The sequence below is a fragment of the Clostridium estertheticum genome (assembly GCF_018861295.1).
GTDB classification, from domain to species: Bacteria; Bacillota; Clostridia; order Clostridiales; family Clostridiaceae; genus Clostridium_AD; species Clostridium_AD estertheticum_D.
Genome location: NZ_JAHLDM010000021.1, coordinates 49,359 through 67,408 on the forward strand (window position 1 = coordinate 49,359; position 18,050 = coordinate 67,408).

General features: G+C 32.0%; 14 protein-coding genes and 1 riboswitch. Of the genes, 12 read left to right on the top strand and 2 right to left on the bottom strand.

The features are described from left to right. Positions 1-56 precede the first annotated feature (56 nt). From KPL54_RS18220 to KPL54_RS18260, 9 genes are all read left to right on the top strand, one after another. Positions 57-1,223 carry a M20 family metallopeptidase gene (locus KPL54_RS18220; RefSeq protein ID WP_216107911.1) on the top strand — a complete coding sequence of 389 codons (1,167 nt, stop codon included), beginning with the start codon at positions 57-59 and terminating at the stop codon, positions 1,221-1,223. Positions 1,224-1,314: 91 nt separating this feature from the next. Then, positions 1,315-2,160, top strand: a complete 846-nt coding sequence (locus KPL54_RS18225) for a Cof-type HAD-IIB family hydrolase (protein WP_216107912.1) — start codon at positions 1,315-1,317, stop codon at positions 2,158-2,160. A 150-nt stretch (positions 2,161-2,310) separates the two neighbouring features. Further along, positions 2,311-5,103 (top strand): sigma 54-interacting transcriptional regulator, encoded by a 2,793-nt coding sequence (locus tag KPL54_RS18230; RefSeq protein ID WP_216107913.1) that lies wholly within the window; start codon positions 2,311-2,313, stop codon positions 5,101-5,103. A 245-nt stretch (positions 5,104-5,348) separates the two neighbouring features. Next, on the top strand, positions 5,349-5,822 hold the full coding sequence (locus tag KPL54_RS18235) for a mannose/fructose/sorbose PTS transporter subunit IIB (protein WP_216107914.1): 474 nt from the start codon (positions 5,349-5,351) through the stop codon (positions 5,820-5,822). Between the two features lie 127 nt (positions 5,823-5,949). Next, positions 5,950-6,927 (top strand): mannose/fructose/sorbose PTS transporter subunit IIA, encoded by a 978-nt coding sequence (locus KPL54_RS18240; RefSeq protein ID WP_216107915.1) that lies wholly within the window; start codon positions 5,950-5,952, stop codon positions 6,925-6,927. 45 nt (positions 6,928-6,972) lie between these two features. Beyond that, positions 6,973-7,779, top strand: a complete 807-nt coding sequence (locus KPL54_RS18245; RefSeq protein ID WP_216107916.1) for a PTS mannose/fructose/sorbose transporter subunit IIC — start codon at positions 6,973-6,975, stop codon at positions 7,777-7,779. Positions 7,780-7,798: 19 nt separating this feature from the next. Continuing rightward, positions 7,799-8,710, top strand: a complete 912-nt coding sequence (locus tag KPL54_RS18250; protein WP_216107952.1) for a PTS system mannose/fructose/sorbose family transporter subunit IID — start codon at positions 7,799-7,801, stop codon at positions 8,708-8,710. A 186-nt stretch (positions 8,711-8,896) separates the two neighbouring features. Continuing rightward, positions 8,897-9,271 (top strand): DUF956 family protein, encoded by a 375-nt coding sequence (locus KPL54_RS18255; protein WP_216107917.1) that lies wholly within the window; start codon positions 8,897-8,899, stop codon positions 9,269-9,271. A gap of 269 nt (positions 9,272-9,540) precedes the next feature. Continuing rightward, positions 9,541-10,020, top strand: coding sequence for a DUF5673 domain-containing protein (locus KPL54_RS18260; protein WP_216107918.1), 480 nt, complete (start codon positions 9,541-9,543; stop codon positions 10,018-10,020). 324 nt (positions 10,021-10,344) lie between these two features. Here KPL54_RS18260 and KPL54_RS18265 read toward each other — a convergent pair whose 3' ends face one another. Next, positions 10,345-12,726: a homocysteine S-methyltransferase family protein gene (locus tag KPL54_RS18265; RefSeq protein ID WP_216107953.1), complete on the bottom strand. Its 2,382-nt coding sequence runs from the start codon at positions 12,724-12,726 to the stop codon at positions 10,345-10,347. Beyond that, positions 12,707-13,369 (bottom strand): vitamin B12 dependent-methionine synthase activation domain-containing protein, encoded by a 663-nt coding sequence (locus KPL54_RS18270; RefSeq protein WP_216107919.1) that lies wholly within the window; start codon positions 13,367-13,369, stop codon positions 12,707-12,709. The genes KPL54_RS18265 and KPL54_RS18270 overlap by 20 nt, the downstream gene beginning before the upstream one ends. 147 nt (positions 13,370-13,516) lie before the next feature. Continuing rightward, positions 13,517-13,623, top strand: a riboswitch (SAM riboswitch). A gap of 142 nt (positions 13,624-13,765) precedes the next feature. Here KPL54_RS18270 and KPL54_RS18275 point away from each other — a divergent pair. The 3 genes from KPL54_RS18275 to KPL54_RS18285 all read left to right on the top strand — a co-directional run bounded on the left by KPL54_RS18275 (position 13,766) and on the right by KPL54_RS18285 (position 17,981). Then, positions 13,766-14,983, top strand: a complete 1,218-nt coding sequence (locus KPL54_RS18275) for a cofactor-independent phosphoglycerate mutase (RefSeq protein ID WP_216107920.1) — start codon at positions 13,766-13,768, stop codon at positions 14,981-14,983. A 62-nt stretch (positions 14,984-15,045) separates the two neighbouring features. Next, entirely contained in the window at positions 15,046-16,536 is a 1,491-nt protein-coding gene (gene thrC / locus KPL54_RS18280; RefSeq protein ID WP_216107921.1) for a threonine synthase, read from the top strand. 155 nt (positions 16,537-16,691) lie between these two features. After that, a complete protein-coding gene (locus KPL54_RS18285; RefSeq protein ID WP_216107922.1) occupies positions 16,692-17,981 on the top strand; it encodes a homoserine dehydrogenase in 1,290 nt (429 codons plus the stop codon). Positions 17,982-18,050: the final 69 nt, after the last annotated feature.

Sequence of the window (18,050 nt, forward strand, 5' to 3'; positions counted from 1 at the left end):
ATGGACAAAACAACTAACAATTTGTTAGTTGTTTTTGTAAAAAGGAGTATAAATAAATGAAAGATCAAATTATTAAGCAAGTTAATAGTATAAAAGAAAAACTATGGGAAATAAATGATTTCATTTATTATAATCCAGAACTAGGGAATGAAGAATTTAAGGCTACTAACAAATTAACAGCTTTATTATCAGAATATTCTTTTAAAATCGAAACTGGAATAGCAAAAAGGAAAACTGCATTTAAAGCAGTATATGACAGTAATAAAAAAGGTCCGACTATTGCTTTTTTATGTGAATATGATGCACTGCCAGAAATAGGGCATGGTTGTGGCCACGATATGATTGGCACAATTAGTATTGGTGCGGCGATAGGTTTAAGTAAGGTATTAGAGGCAGTAGGTGGGAAAATAGAGGTTTATGGAACTCCTGCTGAGGAAACAAATGGTGCGAAAAGTGATATGGCAAATCAAGGAATATTTGACAGCGTTGATGTTGCTATGATAATGCATCCATATGGTAAAACATGTAAAAGTGGACCGTCACTCGCAATGGAAGCACTACAGTTTGAATTTACTGGGAAGTCTAGCCATGCATCAAGTTCGCCTGAACAAGGAATTAATGCTTTGGATGCCGTTATATTAATGTTTAATGGCGTAAATGCTATAAGGCAACATGTAACGTCTGATGTACGGATCCATGGAATTATAAGTGAAGGGGGCGTCGCTGCAAACATAGTACCATGTAGAGCAGTTGCAAAATTTTATGTAAGGGCTCTTAAGAAAAGTTACTTGAGGGAAGTAATTAAAAAGGTGAAAAATATTGCGAGTGGAGCAGCGCTTATGACTGGGGCAACTCTTGAAGTTAGTTTATATGAATCGCCATTTGATGATATGAACACAAATGAAAATCTGTCTGAGACATTTAATGATAATTTGAGAAGTCTTGGTATAACAGATATTAACCCCCCAGAGAATATTGGATCTTTAGATATGGGGAATGTAAGCTATATTGTTCCGTCAATTCATCCGCTACTTGGAATAGGTAATCCAAACTTAAGTTTACATACAAAGGAAATGGCTAAAGCAACAATAACAAATCAGGCACATAATGCTTTAATTATAGGGGCTACAGCGCTAGCCCTAACAGGATATGATGTTATTACGAATAGGGATTTGCTTTCTAAGATAAAAGAAGAGTTTATTCAGAGTACAACCGATCTATAAATTTTTAACGACGAGTTTTTCCTTGAATTATGATATAATCTTAATTATTAGATATAAATAAAAATCGAATAAATTATGCAGGTGATAATATATGAAATATAAATTAATGTGTATTGATATGGATGGGACACTTTTAAACAGTAAACGAGTAGTAAGTGACATTAATAAAAACGCTATTAAAAAAGCACATGATTTAGGTGTGCAAATTGTTATTGCTACTGGAAGAGTTTACAGTAATGCAGCTTTTTATTCAAATTTAATAGGCGTAAAGTCACCAGTAATAGCATCAAATGGGGCTATTATAAAAGAAAAGTTAACAGACAAAATTATTTATAAAAATGAATTAGGTATTGAAAATTTGGCTAAAATTATAGAGGTTTGTCATAAACATAAATTAAAGTTAAATTTAAACACGCATAACAGTATAATTAGCGCAAGTAGACTTATATATGTTATTACAAAATATATATTTCTTAAATCTATGATGAATTCTGAAAATGGAAAGTTAAACATAAGATACGTATCAAAACATAATTTACTTAAAACAATAAAAGAAAATAGTAAGGATATAATTAAATGTGAAATATTAGATACAAGCCCACGTAGGTTAGAAATAGCAAAAGAAGATTTTAAGAAAATAGTTGATTTAGAGATTGTAAGTTCAAGTAAAAATAATATTGAGATTACTTCAAAAAGTGTATCAAAAGGACAAGCAGTTAAGGAACTTGCAAAGTATTATAATTTAGAAGTAGAAGAAATAATAACTATAGGTGATAGCCAAAATGATTTATCAATGATAGAATACGCAGGTCTTGGTATAGCAATGGGAAATGGAACAGAACTTGTAAAGAGCAAAGCGGATTATATTACGGATACCAATGACAATGATGGAGTAGCTAAAGCTATAAACAAATTTATACTTAATAATTCAAATTGACACTTTTTAGCATTGAAATTAAAAAATTGATGCTAAGAAGCTTTTTTTTACACTTAAAACTTGAATATATATTTCAATACAGTTTATAATAAAGAAAGTGTATTAAATGTATTAAGTGTATTAAGTATATTAATTTTTGGGAGTGATAATTTGAAGAGAAGTGAAAAAATCTATGAGTATATTGCTGGAAAAACAGAAAAATTTAATCGTGAAAACTTAGAGGAAAAAATCGGTTTTAGCGCAACTGAAATATCTCAGAGTTTAGATATTTTAAGAAATAACGTAAGTATGGAATTAAATGAATTGCTTAGGCGAGATAGAATAATAAAAATAAAATCTAGACCTGTGTTATACGTTGATAATGCTTGTTTAGAAAGACTATTGAATAAAAAGTTGCCAGTTGGGCCATTAGAAGTAAAAAATTTAAATGAATTATTCCTTAAAAAAAATAAAATTAGCCAGGAAGAATGTCCTTTTGATAAACTTATTGGAGCAAAAACTAGTCTTAAAAATCAAATTGAACAGGCAAAAGCTGCAATACTTTATCCTCCAAATGGTTTGCACACACTAATTGTTGGTCAAACAGGAGTTGGTAAAACCTTGTTTGCAAATATGATGTACAAACAAGCAAAGTATTCGAAAAAATTGGATGAAAAATCACCGTTTATAGTATTTAATTGTGCTGATTATTATAACAATCCTCAACTTTTAATATCACATCTGTTTGGACATATTAAAGGAGCATACACCGGCGCTGATAGCGAAAAGGCTGGGATTGTTGAAAAAGCAGATACAGGTATATTATTTCTAGATGAAATACACAGATTACCACCAGAAGGGCAGGAAATGTTGTTTTATTTTATGGATACAGGTATGTTTAATAGATTAGGTGAGACAGAGAGAAATAGAAAATCTTGTGTTTTAATAATTGGAGCGACTACGGAGGATCCCAATTCATCACTACTAAAAACATTTGTAAGAAGAATACCGATAATTATAACTATTCCCAACTTTGATAAAAGGACAGCCAGTGATAAAGTTGATTTTATCAAATTTTTATTAGCCAATGAGGCACATAGAGTAAACAAAGTAATAAAAATTGAGGATGAAGCAGTGAAAGCAATTATTGGAAGCACATCTTATGGAAATATTGGTCAGATGAAATCAAATATTCAACTTATTTGCGCTAAGGGTTTTTTAAATAGTATCAATAATAAGGATTTTATAGAAATAGATTTTAAATCGCTGCCTTCCGATATTAAAAGTGGATTATTTTATCTAAGCGGCAAACGTAAAGAAATGGAAGAAATATCTGGATATTTAGATTCCAAGCTAATAGTTACTCCAGAAGGTCACAGTGTATTAATTGAAAAAGATCCTTATGATCCACCTTTTAATTTATACAAGATAATAGAAGATAAGGCAGCAATACTTAAAAAAGGTGGTGCGGATGAAGAATATATAAACAATTTTATTACAACTGATATTAATGTGCACATTAAATCCTTTTATAACAAGGTTAAAAGTGATGAGGATGGTAGAAGTAAAATATTAAAAATAGTAGATGAAGACATTCTTGAATTTTCGGAAGAAATAATGGATATGATTGAAAAAAAACTTGATAAAACACTAACTGATAGATTTTTATATGCATTAAGTCTACATTTAAGTTCATTTTTAAACAGATTAAGTAATCATCAAAATCTTAAGTATAAAAATATAGAGGGCATAATAGATGATAAACGTACAGAATTTAATATTGCAGTAGACGTAAAGGGAATGGTTGAAAAAAAATATAATGTGGTTGTTCCAAAGATTGAAGTAATATATCTTACATTGTTAATCAGTTCTATTACGGAAGAACAAACAAATCAGCATGTGGCAATAATTGTAGCGGCACATGGAAGCAGCACAGCAAGTAGTATGGTTAATGTAGCAAGGCAGCTTCTAGGGGAGGCTGTAATCGAAGCAATAGATATGCCACTCGAAGTTAGTCCTACTAAAACGTTAGATGAAGTTATTGAAAAGGTTAGGGAAATAGATATGGGTAAGGGGGTCCTATTACTTGTGGATATGGGTTCACTTGTTAACTTTGAGTCTATAATAATGGAAAAAACAGATATAAAGGTTAAGACACTAGATATGGTTACTACCTCATTAGTATTAGAAGCCATAAGGAAAGCAACTATTTTAGATATGAACTTAGATGCCTTATATAATTCTCTAAAGCAATTTAGAGGATATTCAAAGATTGAGGAAGAAAAAGGTATTAATAAAGACGATGCAAATAAGAAAAGGGCAATAATAACAATATGCGCAACTGGCGAGGGGACTGCAGTAAAGCTAAAAGAACTTGTGGAGAACATTGTTAGAAGTACAGATGAAAAAGAAATTGAAATTTTACCAATAAGCATAAAAGACATAGAAAAGGAAATAATAAAAATAAAAAATAACTATACTATTATAGCTTCTGTCGGTATAATAAACCCTAAAATTGAAGCTCCCTTTATATCCCTTGAAGAGCTAATTAGCGGTAATGGTGAAAACATTTTAATGAGTATAATACAGAGAAAAAGCTTTAAAATTGAAAAAGGCCATGAAAATACAGTAGTTAAGGATCTATGTGAAGACAGTTTAAATCAATTTTTAACTTATTTAAACCCTTCTAAAATAATAAGCTTATTGTATCAATTCGTAAATCTTTTAGAAGAAAAAACGAAAATAAGGTTTAATAATTCAACTAAAATAAGAATAATGGTGCATGTAGGTTGTGCCCTAGAGAGAATGGTAATAAAGGATGGGTTAAAGTACAAGAGGGAAAAGGCTAACATAGATTCACACTTGGTTGAGATTATTACAGGGGCAAATAAAGTATTTAAAGATGCAATAAACATAAGCTTAAATGAAGATGAAATATTATTTTTAGCAGAAATGATTGAATAGAAAACAATATACTGATACACTTCTCTTTTGATACACTTTTTTATAAGTGAAAAACTAAAGTTAGTATTGAAATTAAAAAAGAAGTGTATTGATATAAAAAAAATAAAAAAAATTAGAAATAAAAAATGGCTATTTTAAAAGAGTTAACACAAATATAATAAACAATACACTATTTTGGCACGACAGTTGCTATATGAATAGTAAGACAACTTAGGTGAAAGTGCTGATAAGGAGGATGATTTATAATGAATATAGTGCTTGCAAGAATTGATGACAGATTAATACATGGTCAAGTAGCAACAATTTGGTCGAAAGCCACAAAATGTCAAAGAATAATTGTATGTAATGATGATGTAACAAAGGACTCAATCAGAAAGACACTTTTGGAACAAGTTGCACCTCCAGGAATTAAATCAAGTGTTGTAGGAATTGATGAAGCAATAAGAGCTTATAATATTCCCAAATACAAAAATGATAGAGTGCTATTTTTATTCACTAATCCAACTGATGTTGTAAGAATGGTTGAAGGCGGAGTAGCCATAAAGAGTGTAAATATTGGTGGTATGTCATTTCAAGCAGGAAAGAAACAAATAACTAGTGTAGTATCAGTAGATGATACAGATATTAAAGCTTTCAAAAAATTAAATGAAAAAGGCATTGAACTAGAAATAAGAAAAATTTCTTCGGATTCAAAAGTAGATTTAATGTCAAAACTATAAGATTTAATGGGTTTTAATTGTAATCGTTACGATTGATTGTGATGAGCTACAATAATTTTGGTTACAGGTTTTTCGAAACTTTTATATAAATTTTACTGTAACAAATAAAAAATAGGAGGTATAAAAGATGGTAGGAATAGTTCTTGCTAGTCATGGAGAATTTGCTAAAGGCATCTTGCAATCTGGTGCGATGATTTTCGGAGAACAAGAAAACGTACAAGCGGTTACATTGATGCCTAGTGAAGGCCCTGATGATGTTAAAGCAAAAATGAAAGATGCAATCGCATCTTTTGACAACCAAGATGAGGTTTTATTCTTAGTTGATCTATGGGGCGGTACACCATTCAACCAAGCGAATAGTCTATTTGAAGAACACAAAGACAAATGGGCAATCGTAGCTGGTATGAATCTACCGATGGTGATTGAAGCTTATTCTTCACGTTCTTCAATGGAATCTGCACAGGAAATTGCAACTTTTATTTTAAACTCAGCTAAAGAAGGAATTAAAGTTAAGCCTGAAGAATTAGAACCCAAAGATAATGGTAAATCTTCGCAAGCAAACGCAGGGATTTCTAATGCAGGTGCACCTGGATCATTCGAATATGTTTTAGCTCGTATTGACTCTCGTTTACTTCATGGACAAATAGCGACTGCTTGGTCAAAAGATGTTCTACCTACACGAATTATTGTAGTATCAGATGCAGTAGCCAAAGATGAACTTCGTAGTAAATTGATAACGCAAGCTGCTCCTCCAGGTGTTAAAGCTCATGTTGTTCCAGTTAGTCAAATGATTAAACTTGCAAAAAATGATAAACAATTTGGCGGACAACGTGCATTGCTTCTTTTTGAAAATCCACAAGATGTACTTCGTGCGGTAGAAGGTGGAGTACCACTTAAGACAATCAATATTGGCTCTATGGCTCATGCTATAGGTAAAGTTCAACCAAACAAAGTACTTGCTTTCAATCAAGACGATATTGATACCTTCAAGAAGCTTAAACAAGCTGGACTTACTTTTGATGTTCGTAAAGTTCCAAATGATTCAAAGGGAAATATGGATGAAATTCTTAAAAAAGCACAAGCAGAATTAAATAAACTGAAATAATTTAACTATTTAACTATTTTAAATGAAAAAGGGGGATTAATAATCATGGATATAAATATAATCCAAATGATATTAGTCGTTATCGTGGCATTTCTAGCTGGTATGGAAGGTGTCTTGGATGCATTTGATTTCCATCAACCAGTAATTGCATGTACGTTAATCGGCTTAGTTACAGGTAACTTGTTACCATGCCTAATATTAGGTGGTAGTCTTCAAATGATTGCTTTAGGTTGGGCAAACATAGGTGCTGCTGTAGCACCAGATGCAGCACTTGCATCTGTTGCATCCGCAATTATTTTAGTTCTTGGTGGACAAGGTACAGCAGGAGTTCCAGCAGCTATCGCTATTGCTGTTCCACTAGCAGTTGCAGGTCTATTATTAACAATTCTTTGTCGTACAATTGCTACAGCGTTTGCACATTTTATGGATGCTGCTGCTAAAGAAGGAAATATCGGAAAAGTTGAAATGTGGCATATAATTGCTATTTGCATGCAGGGTTTACGTAATGCAATCCCAGCAGCCTTGATTTTAGCAGTTGGTGCTGGTCCGATTAAGACAGCACTTGAACTTATGCCTACATGGCTCACAGGTGGACTCGCAATCGGTGGTGGAATGGTCGTAGCTGTTGGTTATGCAATGGTAATCAACATGATGGCTACAAAAGAAGTATGGCCATTCTTTGCAATTGGTTTTGTACTTGCAACTATTTCACAAATTACACTTATCGGACTAGGGGCAATCGGTGTATGTGTGGCTCTTATTTACTTAAAGCTTACTAAACAAGGTGGCTCAGGTAATGGTGGAAGCTCAAATACTGGTGATCCATTAGGCGATATTATTGACACTTACTAAGAAAGGGGGGAATACTAAAATGGTAAATAAATTAAAATTAACAAAAAAAGATCGTATTTCTGTTTGGTGGCATTCAACTTTCATTCAAGGTTCTTGGAACTACGAAAGAATGCAAAACGGTGGCTGGGCATATGCATTAATACCCGCAATCAAAAAATTATATAAGACTAAAGAAGATCGTGCAGCTGCACTAAAACGTCACTTGGAGTTCTTTAACACTCATCCATATGTGGCTTCACCAATCATTGGTGTAACATTAGCATTAGAAGAAGACCGTGCAAATGGTTTACCAATTGATGACATAACTATTCAAGGTGTTAAAATTGGTATGATGGGACCTTTAGCTGGTATTGGTGATCCAGTGTTCTGGTTTACTGTTAGACCGATTTTAGGGGCATTAGCTGGTTCTCTTGCTATGGCTGGTAACATACTTGGACCAATTATCTTTTTCGTAGTTTGGAATGCCATCCGTATGTCATTTACATGGTATACACAAGAGTTTGGTTACAAAGCAGGTTCTAAAATTACTGATGATGTATCAGGTAATTTACTACAAGATGTTACAAAAGGAGCATCCATCCTTGGTATGTTCATTTTGGGATCATTAGTTAACAGATGGGTAACTGTTGTATTTACACCTATAGTATCAACAGTTAAGTTAGCTAATGGTGCTTTCATTGATTGGAGCAAAATACCTGCTGGAGCAGAAGGTATTAAACAAGCTCTTTTGCAACAAAAAGGCGGTTTGTCATTAACTCCTGATAAGGTTACTACACTACAAAACAACTTAGATTCTTTGATTCCTGGACTTGCAGGATTAGGATTGACATTACTATGCATGTGGTTGCTTAAGAAGAAAATATCTCCAATTACAATTATTTTTGGGCTGTTCGCAGTAGGAATCGTTTTCCACTTAATCGGTTTAATGTAATATTTTTTACTCAACCTGGGCTTTTGGCCTGGGTTTTTTTATTACTAAAACTGTTTTGGCGGTTGTGATCTGTGGCACTTGATTATTTCATTTTAAGAAGGTATATTATATACTATAGTCAAGAAGTAAAAAAGTTATTAATTAATAGAAAAAAATGTGTGCATAAATAGAAAAGAGGTAGATCGTATGGTTCAATCACTCAATACAAAGGTGGATTTAGTAATTGATGCAACATGGCTTACAGGCTCTACAGATTATGGAAAAATTATGATTGGCGACAAAGGTTTTGAGTTTTATTGTTCTCGTGATTCTCGCAAAAATGTTCAAATTCCTTGGGAAGATGTTGACAAGGTCATTGCGTCCGTAATGCTAAAAGGAAAGTGGATTCCGCGATATGCGATTAAAAATAAGAAAAATGTTAACTATATTTTTTCTTCTAAAGATCCCAAAAGAGTGCTTCGTGCTATTCGAAAATATGTTGACCCCAATAATATGGTTAATTCGTTAAGTTTTTTTGATGTTGTAAAGCGAGCGGTTAAATCGAGATTTAAGAAGGGTTGATCAACTAAAATTTCCTGATTCTATAAGCAACTGGTTCGTTTTCAAGGTGATTTTGATAAAATTACATACTAAATAACATGTTAATTAACACTTTAATTAGCATGTTATTTTTTATTGGTAATGCTATATTTATCTTCATAAGATTATGTGCTATTTGATATGATAATAGATATACTACAGTAATAAATTGCATTTGAAAAATATAGAAAATATGTTATAATTTAAGTAGTCTTTTTGATAAAGAAATAGATTTTTCGGAGGGGATATGAATGGATACTAGGATAAAAATAATTCTTATTATGGATATTATTGCTTTTTTAATGATGTTCAGAAAATTATATACAGTAAGCCATCATGGAAAACTTATTATAAACACAAACAAAAATAGAATTTGGGCTATCATTTGGTCTATCCTTTGGGCTGTGATGATTATCTCATGGTGCATATTAGTGTATCTTCATTATATGGATAACACTTATAATAATATTTTAATGGACATATTTTGGATTGAAATCTCAATTTATAATATAATAAGGGGTTCACATAGTTCAGAAATAAGAGAAAATGGGATATATGGTTCTGGAAAATTTTATAAATGGTCTAAAGTTAAAAGTTATAGTTGGATATTACCAACTACTATTAAATTTGAAGTCAGTACATTTTTCAAAACTAATTACAGTTTTGAATTTACCATAAACGAAGAATTAAAATCAAAAGTAAATGAAAGAGTACAAAAGTACGTTATTTAATGTTTAATATAGGTATGCAATATCATTATGAATTTTTTTCAGAAGTAACTCCAAATAATAAGAGCAGAAACAATTGAAAATCCATTTAGTAATTCTTGTTTTGCAAATATAAAATTCTCGTGAGACTGACAGGAAGTCAGGCTAGCGAATCCGAGACAGGAAGTTTAGTGTGAGTACGTAACAATTAATAATTGTTACGCGCCCCAGAGAACTACCCAGAGGTAGAGAATTTTATATTAGAAAAACAATAGAATATCTTAATGGATTTTCATGTTTTAATCTATTATTTGGAGTCACGCAGAAGAAGCTTCATAGGTAGCACTTTTATTCACATTTGAATAATTTTCTTGCAAATTTTACAGTTTGTGTTGCATCTTTAGCATAATAATCTGCACCAATCATTTTTGCATACTCTTCATTTAAAACTGCGCCTCCAACAAGAACAGTGCAATCAAGGTTATTGTCACGAAGAGCCTTTATTGTTTCACCCATGCTTCTAACAGTGGTGGTCATAAGTGCACTTAAACCAACTAATTTAATATTACCACTACGTACTGCTTCAACAACTACATCCTCGTGTACATCTTTTCCAAGATCTATTACATCAAATCCATAATTTTCGAGTAGAATTTTAACTATATTTTTACCAATATCGTGAATGTCCCCACGGACAGTTGCAAGAACGATTGTACCTTTACTAATTTTTTTGTCAGTACTTGCCATCATTCTTTCTTTAATTATCTGGAAAGATTTTTTTACTGTTTCTGCAGATTGTAATAATTGAGGAAGAAATATTTCTCCACTTTCATATTTTTGACCTACAATATCAAGAGAAGGGATTAAGTAGGTATTAACTACTTCCATTTCAGTCATAGTTTTTAGGAGCTCTTTTGTTATTTTTGAAGCTTCTTCCTTCATACCATCAATAATAATGCTCTTTAAATCTTTATTTGTAGCAATTTCTTTATTTGTCTGTTTTCCCTCAAAGGTTGAGTAAACATCTATATATTTTTTTGACGCAATATCATTATTCCATAAAACGTTAAAGGCATTAATTGTGGACATCATATCCTCAGATAGAGGATTGAGTATTGGGGCATCAAGTCCAGCAGTTAAGGCAGCAGCAAGGAAGGTTCTATTTAGTATTCCCCTTTGAGGCAAACCAAAGGATACATTACTTACCCCAAGAGTAGTTTTAACCCCCAGTGTACTTTTAACAAGCTGCAGCGCCCTAATAGTTTCTTTAACCTCACTTTGTTGAGCAGAGGCAGTTAAAACAAGACAATCTATTATAATATCTGATTTGTCTATTCCGTATTCGGCTGCCCTTTCAACAATTTTTTGAGCTACCTTAAGTCTACCTTCAGCAGTTGTGGGAATACCATTTTCATCAATGGTAAGTCCAATTACACAAGCACCATATTTTTTAACTATTGGAAATACTGATTCCATTGTTTCATCTTTACCATTAACAGAATTTATTAGAGGTTTGCCATTATAAATTCGAACCGCTGATTCAATTACGTCAGGCCGTACACTATCAATTTGAAGTGGAAGATTAACAACACTTTGTAGTTCTTTAATGACTTCAACCATAACAGCAAGTTCGTCAATTTCAGGAAGACCCACATTAACATCTAGTATATTTGCTCCTGCATCTCGTTGATTTATGCCTTCTTTAAGTATATAGTCCAAATTATTATTTTTTAATGCCTCTTTAAGCTTTTTTTTGCCTGTGGGATTTATTCGCTCACCAATAACTCTTATATCTTCTCCAAGTACTACGGTTAGGGACGGTGAACTAACAGCAGTAAATTTTTTAACATCACGTTTTATAGGTTTCAAATCTTTTAACATATCAGATATATCTTTTATGTGCTGACTTGTAGTTCCACAGCAACCACCCAATATTGTAACACCCATTTCTGCCATGATTTTTGCGTATTGTGCAAATTCATGTGCATTAACATCATAAAATGCTTCTCCGTCTTTAAGTTTAGGAAGACCAGCATTAGGTTGAACTATAACTGGTATGCTTGAGTACTTAAGTATTTCTGTAATTATTGGAAGCATTTCATTTGGGCCAAGAGAACAATTTACCCCAAGAGCATCTACTCCAAGGCTTTGAATTACATTAACCATAGTTAGTGGGTCTGTACCCGTTAATGTTCTTCCATTATCCTGATAAGACATTGTACATATAACTGGCAGATTACTGTTTTCCTTTGCTGCAAGAATAGCGGCCTTTGCCTCATAAATATCTGACATTGTTTCAATAAGTATTATATCTGCGCCTTCCCTTGCACCAATTATTATTTGCTCTGCAAAAGTGTCATAGGCATCATTAAATGATAATGTTCCAAGTGGCTCCATCAATTGACCTATGGGCCCAATATCAAGTGCAACAAGTTTATCTTTAGCAGCACTTCTTGCTATCCTTACAGCACTTCCAACAATATCTTCCACACTGTATAATGTATTTTTAAGTTTATATCTATTTGCACCAAAGGTATTGGTGGTTATGACATCACTGCCTACACCTAGGTATTCTAAATGTATTTTTTGTATGATTTCTGGGTGCAATATATTATAACTTTCGGGTAATTCACCCCTTTTAATTCCATATTTTTGGAGCATTGTTCCCATAGCACCATCAAATAATAAAAAATCATTAAAATTTATTTTTTTATTCACAACATCCACCATCCTTTCTGAATTCACAACCTACATTTTTACAACTTGAGCATCCAGTACGTTTTTTAAAATTTTTAGTTCTACTAAGGCCTATAAGTGCGGTTACAGATTTCCTTGGAAGCATTATGCTATTTTCAGTAATAGATAGTCCTATCTTTTTATATGCATCCAATACATTTAGTATTTCGGCTCCATTATCAATAGCGAAGTCTCCATAACCTGGACTATATCTAGTTGTAATATATAGATCCTCTTTTAATGCGTTTTTCATGATTTCATCTTGAAGCTGATCACAAACATACTCTATTGCTGTGCTTGCACAGGCATCCATAATTACACCCTTTGTTATATCAAATCTTGAGTAGTATGCTAGCCTGCTATCCACAGCCGTTCCAAGAGTTGCAGCCATAACGACGCACTTCTCGGAGTTTATTAGAAGATCTTTTATATCCTTATCTTTTAAAACTAAAGTGCTACCTAATAGAAAAAGTTTATCATTTTTTTTATCAATATCAAAAATTTCATATACTGAACTAGCTTTGCTTATATCAATTATTTCTCTTGTGCAAACATCAATTAAATTTGTCATACTTTTATCTATCTTTTGGTTCTTATAACCTAAATATCTTAAAACTTCGTTTTTATCGATTTCCATAGCAGCCTCCACTTAGTTTTATACTAGGATAAGGTATAAATACAATAATTGCAAATATAATATTTATTAATTACATTAAATAGGCATAGGTTTGCATTGACATTTATATCTGTATGAGTTACAATAAAAAACAATAATTTAATAAATTTCTTATTTAGAGAGGTGGAGGGACTGGCCCTATGAAACCCGACAACCGACATTTTTTTTATGTAACGGTGTCAATTCCTGCAGAACATAGTTCTGAATAATAAGAAATCAGTTTTTTACGTATAGTAATACAGAAAACTGCTTTCTTACTTGAAGGCAGTTTTTTTTATAGGATTAAAATAAAAAAAATTATTAGAAAATTTGAATAATTAAAAAGATTTATACAATAAACAATAGAGGAGTGTTAATATGAAGTATATCGTAGTACTTGGTGATGGAATGGCAGATTATCCAGTTAAGGAACTAGATAATAAAACCCCTCTTCAATATGCAAAGACGCCTGCTATGGACTACATGGCAAAGCACGGTTTGCAAGGCTTAGTTAAAACTGTTCCAAATGGTATGCCTGCAGGAAGTGATACAGCCAATATGACTGTTTTTGGATATGATACAGCTGTGTATTATAGTGGTCGTTCACCTTTCGAGGCAGCAAGTATGGGAATCCCAATGTTAGATACAGACGTTACATTTAGATGTAATTTGGTAACTGTGTCAGAGGGTGAGCCATATGAGGAAAAGATTATGCTTGATCATAGTTCGGATGAAATTACAACTGAGGAGGCAAGGGTATTAATAAAAGATTTAAGTGAGTATTTAGAGACTGAGTCTATTAAGTTTTATCCAGGGATTAGTTATAGGCATTTAATAATATGGGACAAGGGGCCTTACTCATGGACACTTACACCACCTCACGATATACTAGGACAAAAGGTAAAAGACTATATGCCGAAAGGGATAGGTAGCGAGATATTTGATGTTATGACAAAGAAAAGTAACAAATTTTTATCAAATCATGATATAAATAAAAAGAGAGTCGCAAGAGGGCTTAAACCAGCCAATTCAATATGGATTTGGGGAGAAGGAAAAAAACCACTCCTATCTAGTTTTTATAAAAAATATAATTTAAAAGGTTCAGTAATTTCTGCAGTTGATTTAGTAAAAGGAATTGGAATGTGTGCAGGAATGGATATTATTGAGGTAGAAGGTGCCACTGGAAATATTAATACTAACTTTAAAGGTAAAGCAAAAGCAGCTCTTGAAGAATTGAAAAAGGGCAATGATTTTGTTTATGTTCATATTGAGGCCCCTGATGAATGTGGACATAGATTTGAAATAGAAAATAAATATAAAGCTATAGAGTTTATAGATAACCAGATAGTACAGGTTATTAAAGATGAGATGGAGAAATTAGGTGAAGATTATAAAATGATAATACTTCCAGATCATCCAACACCTCTATCTCTTAGGACACATACAAGTGATCCTGTACCATTTTTAATATACCAAAGCAATGATGAAAAAGAAAGTGGAAGTGACACTTATAATGAATTTACGGCGAAAGAGACAGGTTTGTATTTTCCAGAAGGATATAAGTTAATGGATTATTTTATAAAAGGCGAAAAATAAGAGCAACTAATATAAAAATTTTAAATGTAATCTATAAAAGATGAAGTGGGAGGAATAATATTATGAAGCAAATATATTATAAGAGTACTCGTGGAAATGAAAAACTAGTAAAATCAGCAGAAGCTATTGCAAGAGGTCTTAGCGAAGATGGTGGTCTTTTTGTACCAACATCAATACCAAAACTTACTGCAAGCCTTGAAGAATTAAAAGGAATGGATTATAAAAAATTAGCATTTACTATAATGAAGGAATTTTTAACTGATTATGATGAAAAAGATTTATTAGAGTCTATAGACAAGGCATATGACGAAAAATTTGATACACCAGTTATTGCACCACTAGTAAAACATGGAGAAACATATTTTCTAGAATTATATCATGGACCAACTTTAGCGTTTAAGGATATGGCGTTATCAATATTACCTTATTTATTAAAAAATGCAGTAAAGAAATTAAACATAAATAAAGAAATGGTTATTCTTACTGCAACATCTGGAGATACAGGTAAAGCTGCACTTGAGGGTTTTGCAAATGTAGATGGTACAAAAATAATAGTATTTTTCCCACAAGAGGGTGTAAGCGAAATTCAAAAAAGGCAGATGCTAACGCAATCAGGAAATAATACCTCTGTCATAGGAATTGAGGGAAATTTTGACGACGCTCAAAATGGCGTTAAGCAGATGCTTACAGATGATAGTCTAATTAAGAGATTAGATGATAATAATAAAATGTTTTCATCAGCTAATTCAATAAACATAGGAAGGTTAATACCTCAGGTTGTCTATTATTTTTATGCATATACTCAGCTTTGTAACAAGGGTGAAATAAAAGCAGGGGAAGAGATAAATTTCTGTGTTCCTACTGGAAATTTCGGTAACATATTAGCAGGATATTATGCAAAGAAAATGGGACTTCCAATCAAAAAATTAATATGTGCTTCAAATGAGAATAAAGTTTTATTTGATTTTATAAATACCGGTACATACGATAGGGTACGTGATTTTGTAATTACAATGTCTCCTTCAATGGATATATTAATTTCAAGTAACCTTGAAAGACTTTTATATGCTATTAGTGGGGAAAATACATCAAAGATAAAGGATCTTATGGACAAGCTTAAAAAAGATGGTAAATATGAGATTGATGATAATATGAAAGGAGAGTTAAAGGACTTCTACGGAGGTTATGCAAGCGAAGAAGATACTGCAAAAGCAATAACTGCGGTTTATAAAACTACTAATTACGTAATTGATACTCATACTGCAGTCTCTTATGCAGTTTATAAGAAATATTTAGTAGAAACGAAGGATACCACAAAGACAGTTATCGTGTCTACAGCAAGTCCATATAAATTTACGCCTGATGTTATGAAATCAATAGATGCAAAATACATTGGTTTAAATGATTTTAAATTAATTAAAGAACTTAGTAAATTAACAAAAGGTGATATTCCAGTGGGTATAAAGGATTTAGAAACAAGACCTATACTTCATAAAACTGTTTGCAAAAAAAATGAAATGCAAATACAAATTGAAAAGATTCTTAATATTTAACGACATTTCAGAAGGAAAGTCATCTATTTATATAAGTGGAAGTTAATTACATTAGAAAAAATAAATTTCAGAAAGAGATTTTCAATATTATAATAAATTAAAAAGTGCAATGATTAATGGTACTTATATAATGGTTTAGGAAAGGAGAATTCAACATGGAAAAGGTCAAAATAGCAATTTTAGGTTTTGGTAATGTAGGTACGGGTGTTTGGAAAATATTGCATGAAAATAAAAAAGAAATAATGAAACGTTCAAATTATGAAATAGAGGTAACCAAAATACTTGTAAAAGATATAAATAAAAAGAGAGATATTGTAGTAGCTCCTGGAATATTAACAAATAATATTGATGATATTATTAACGATGAGAGTATAAAGATAGTTGTTGAACTTATTGGTGGAAGTAGCGAGGCTAAGGACTATATGATACGTGCAATGAAAGCCAAAAAACATATTGTAACTGCTAATAAATTAGTAATTGCAAACTGGAGCAAGGAATTATTTAAAATAGCAGACACCGAAAATGTATTATTTTATTATGAGGCAAGTGTAGCTGGTGGAATTCCAATAATACGTGAAATTAATGAGAGCCTCACAGCAAATAGGATTGAGCAGATAGTAGGAATTATAAATGGAACAACTAATTATATACTAAGCAAAATGACTTTAGATGGAAGTAGTTTCGATGAAGCATTAAAAGAGGCTCAAGATAAGGGCTATGCGGAAGCTGATCCAACTTCTGATGTTGATGGTTATGATGCTGTATATAAGCTTGCCATAATGTCTTCACTAGCCTTTGGAACAGAAGTGAATCATGATTGTATTTATAGAGAAGGAATAAGAAATATAAGTGCTGTAGATATAGAGTACGCTAAAAAATTCGGCTATACTATAAAACTTTTAGCAATAGCAAAGGAGATAGATAACAAGTTAGAGCTAAGAGTACATCCAACCCTAATTCCGTCAACTCATCCTATGGCAAATGTAAATGATGTTTATAACTCAATAATGATAAAAGGTAATGCAGTTGGAGAGTTAATGCTGTACGGAAAAGGAGCTGGGGATCTGCCAACAGGAAGTGCAGTTGTAGGGGATATAATATCAATACTTCGAAATAATATAAAGCCAGTTGATCTAACAGAGACAGCATGCACTGTTGAATTTAAAGAAGTTAAAAAAGCTCGTGAAAATCAATCTGAATTTTATATCAGACTCGATTTTAAGGATAAGGAAGGGGTTTTAGGAGATACAGCAAATATATTTGGAGAAAATAATGTTAGCATTGTATCAATTACTCAAGATGTAGAGCGTGGTGATCATTCCTCGCTTGCATTTATTACACATAAAAGTGAAGAAAAGAACATAAGAAATTCACTTAATAAAATAATACAATTAGATAGCGTAAATAATGTGGAAAGTATAATAAGAATAGAATCATTTAATTAGTATTAAATTAAAAAAATCCTCCTGTAAATGAAATATCATTTACAGGAGGATTTTTTGTAATATGAGGTT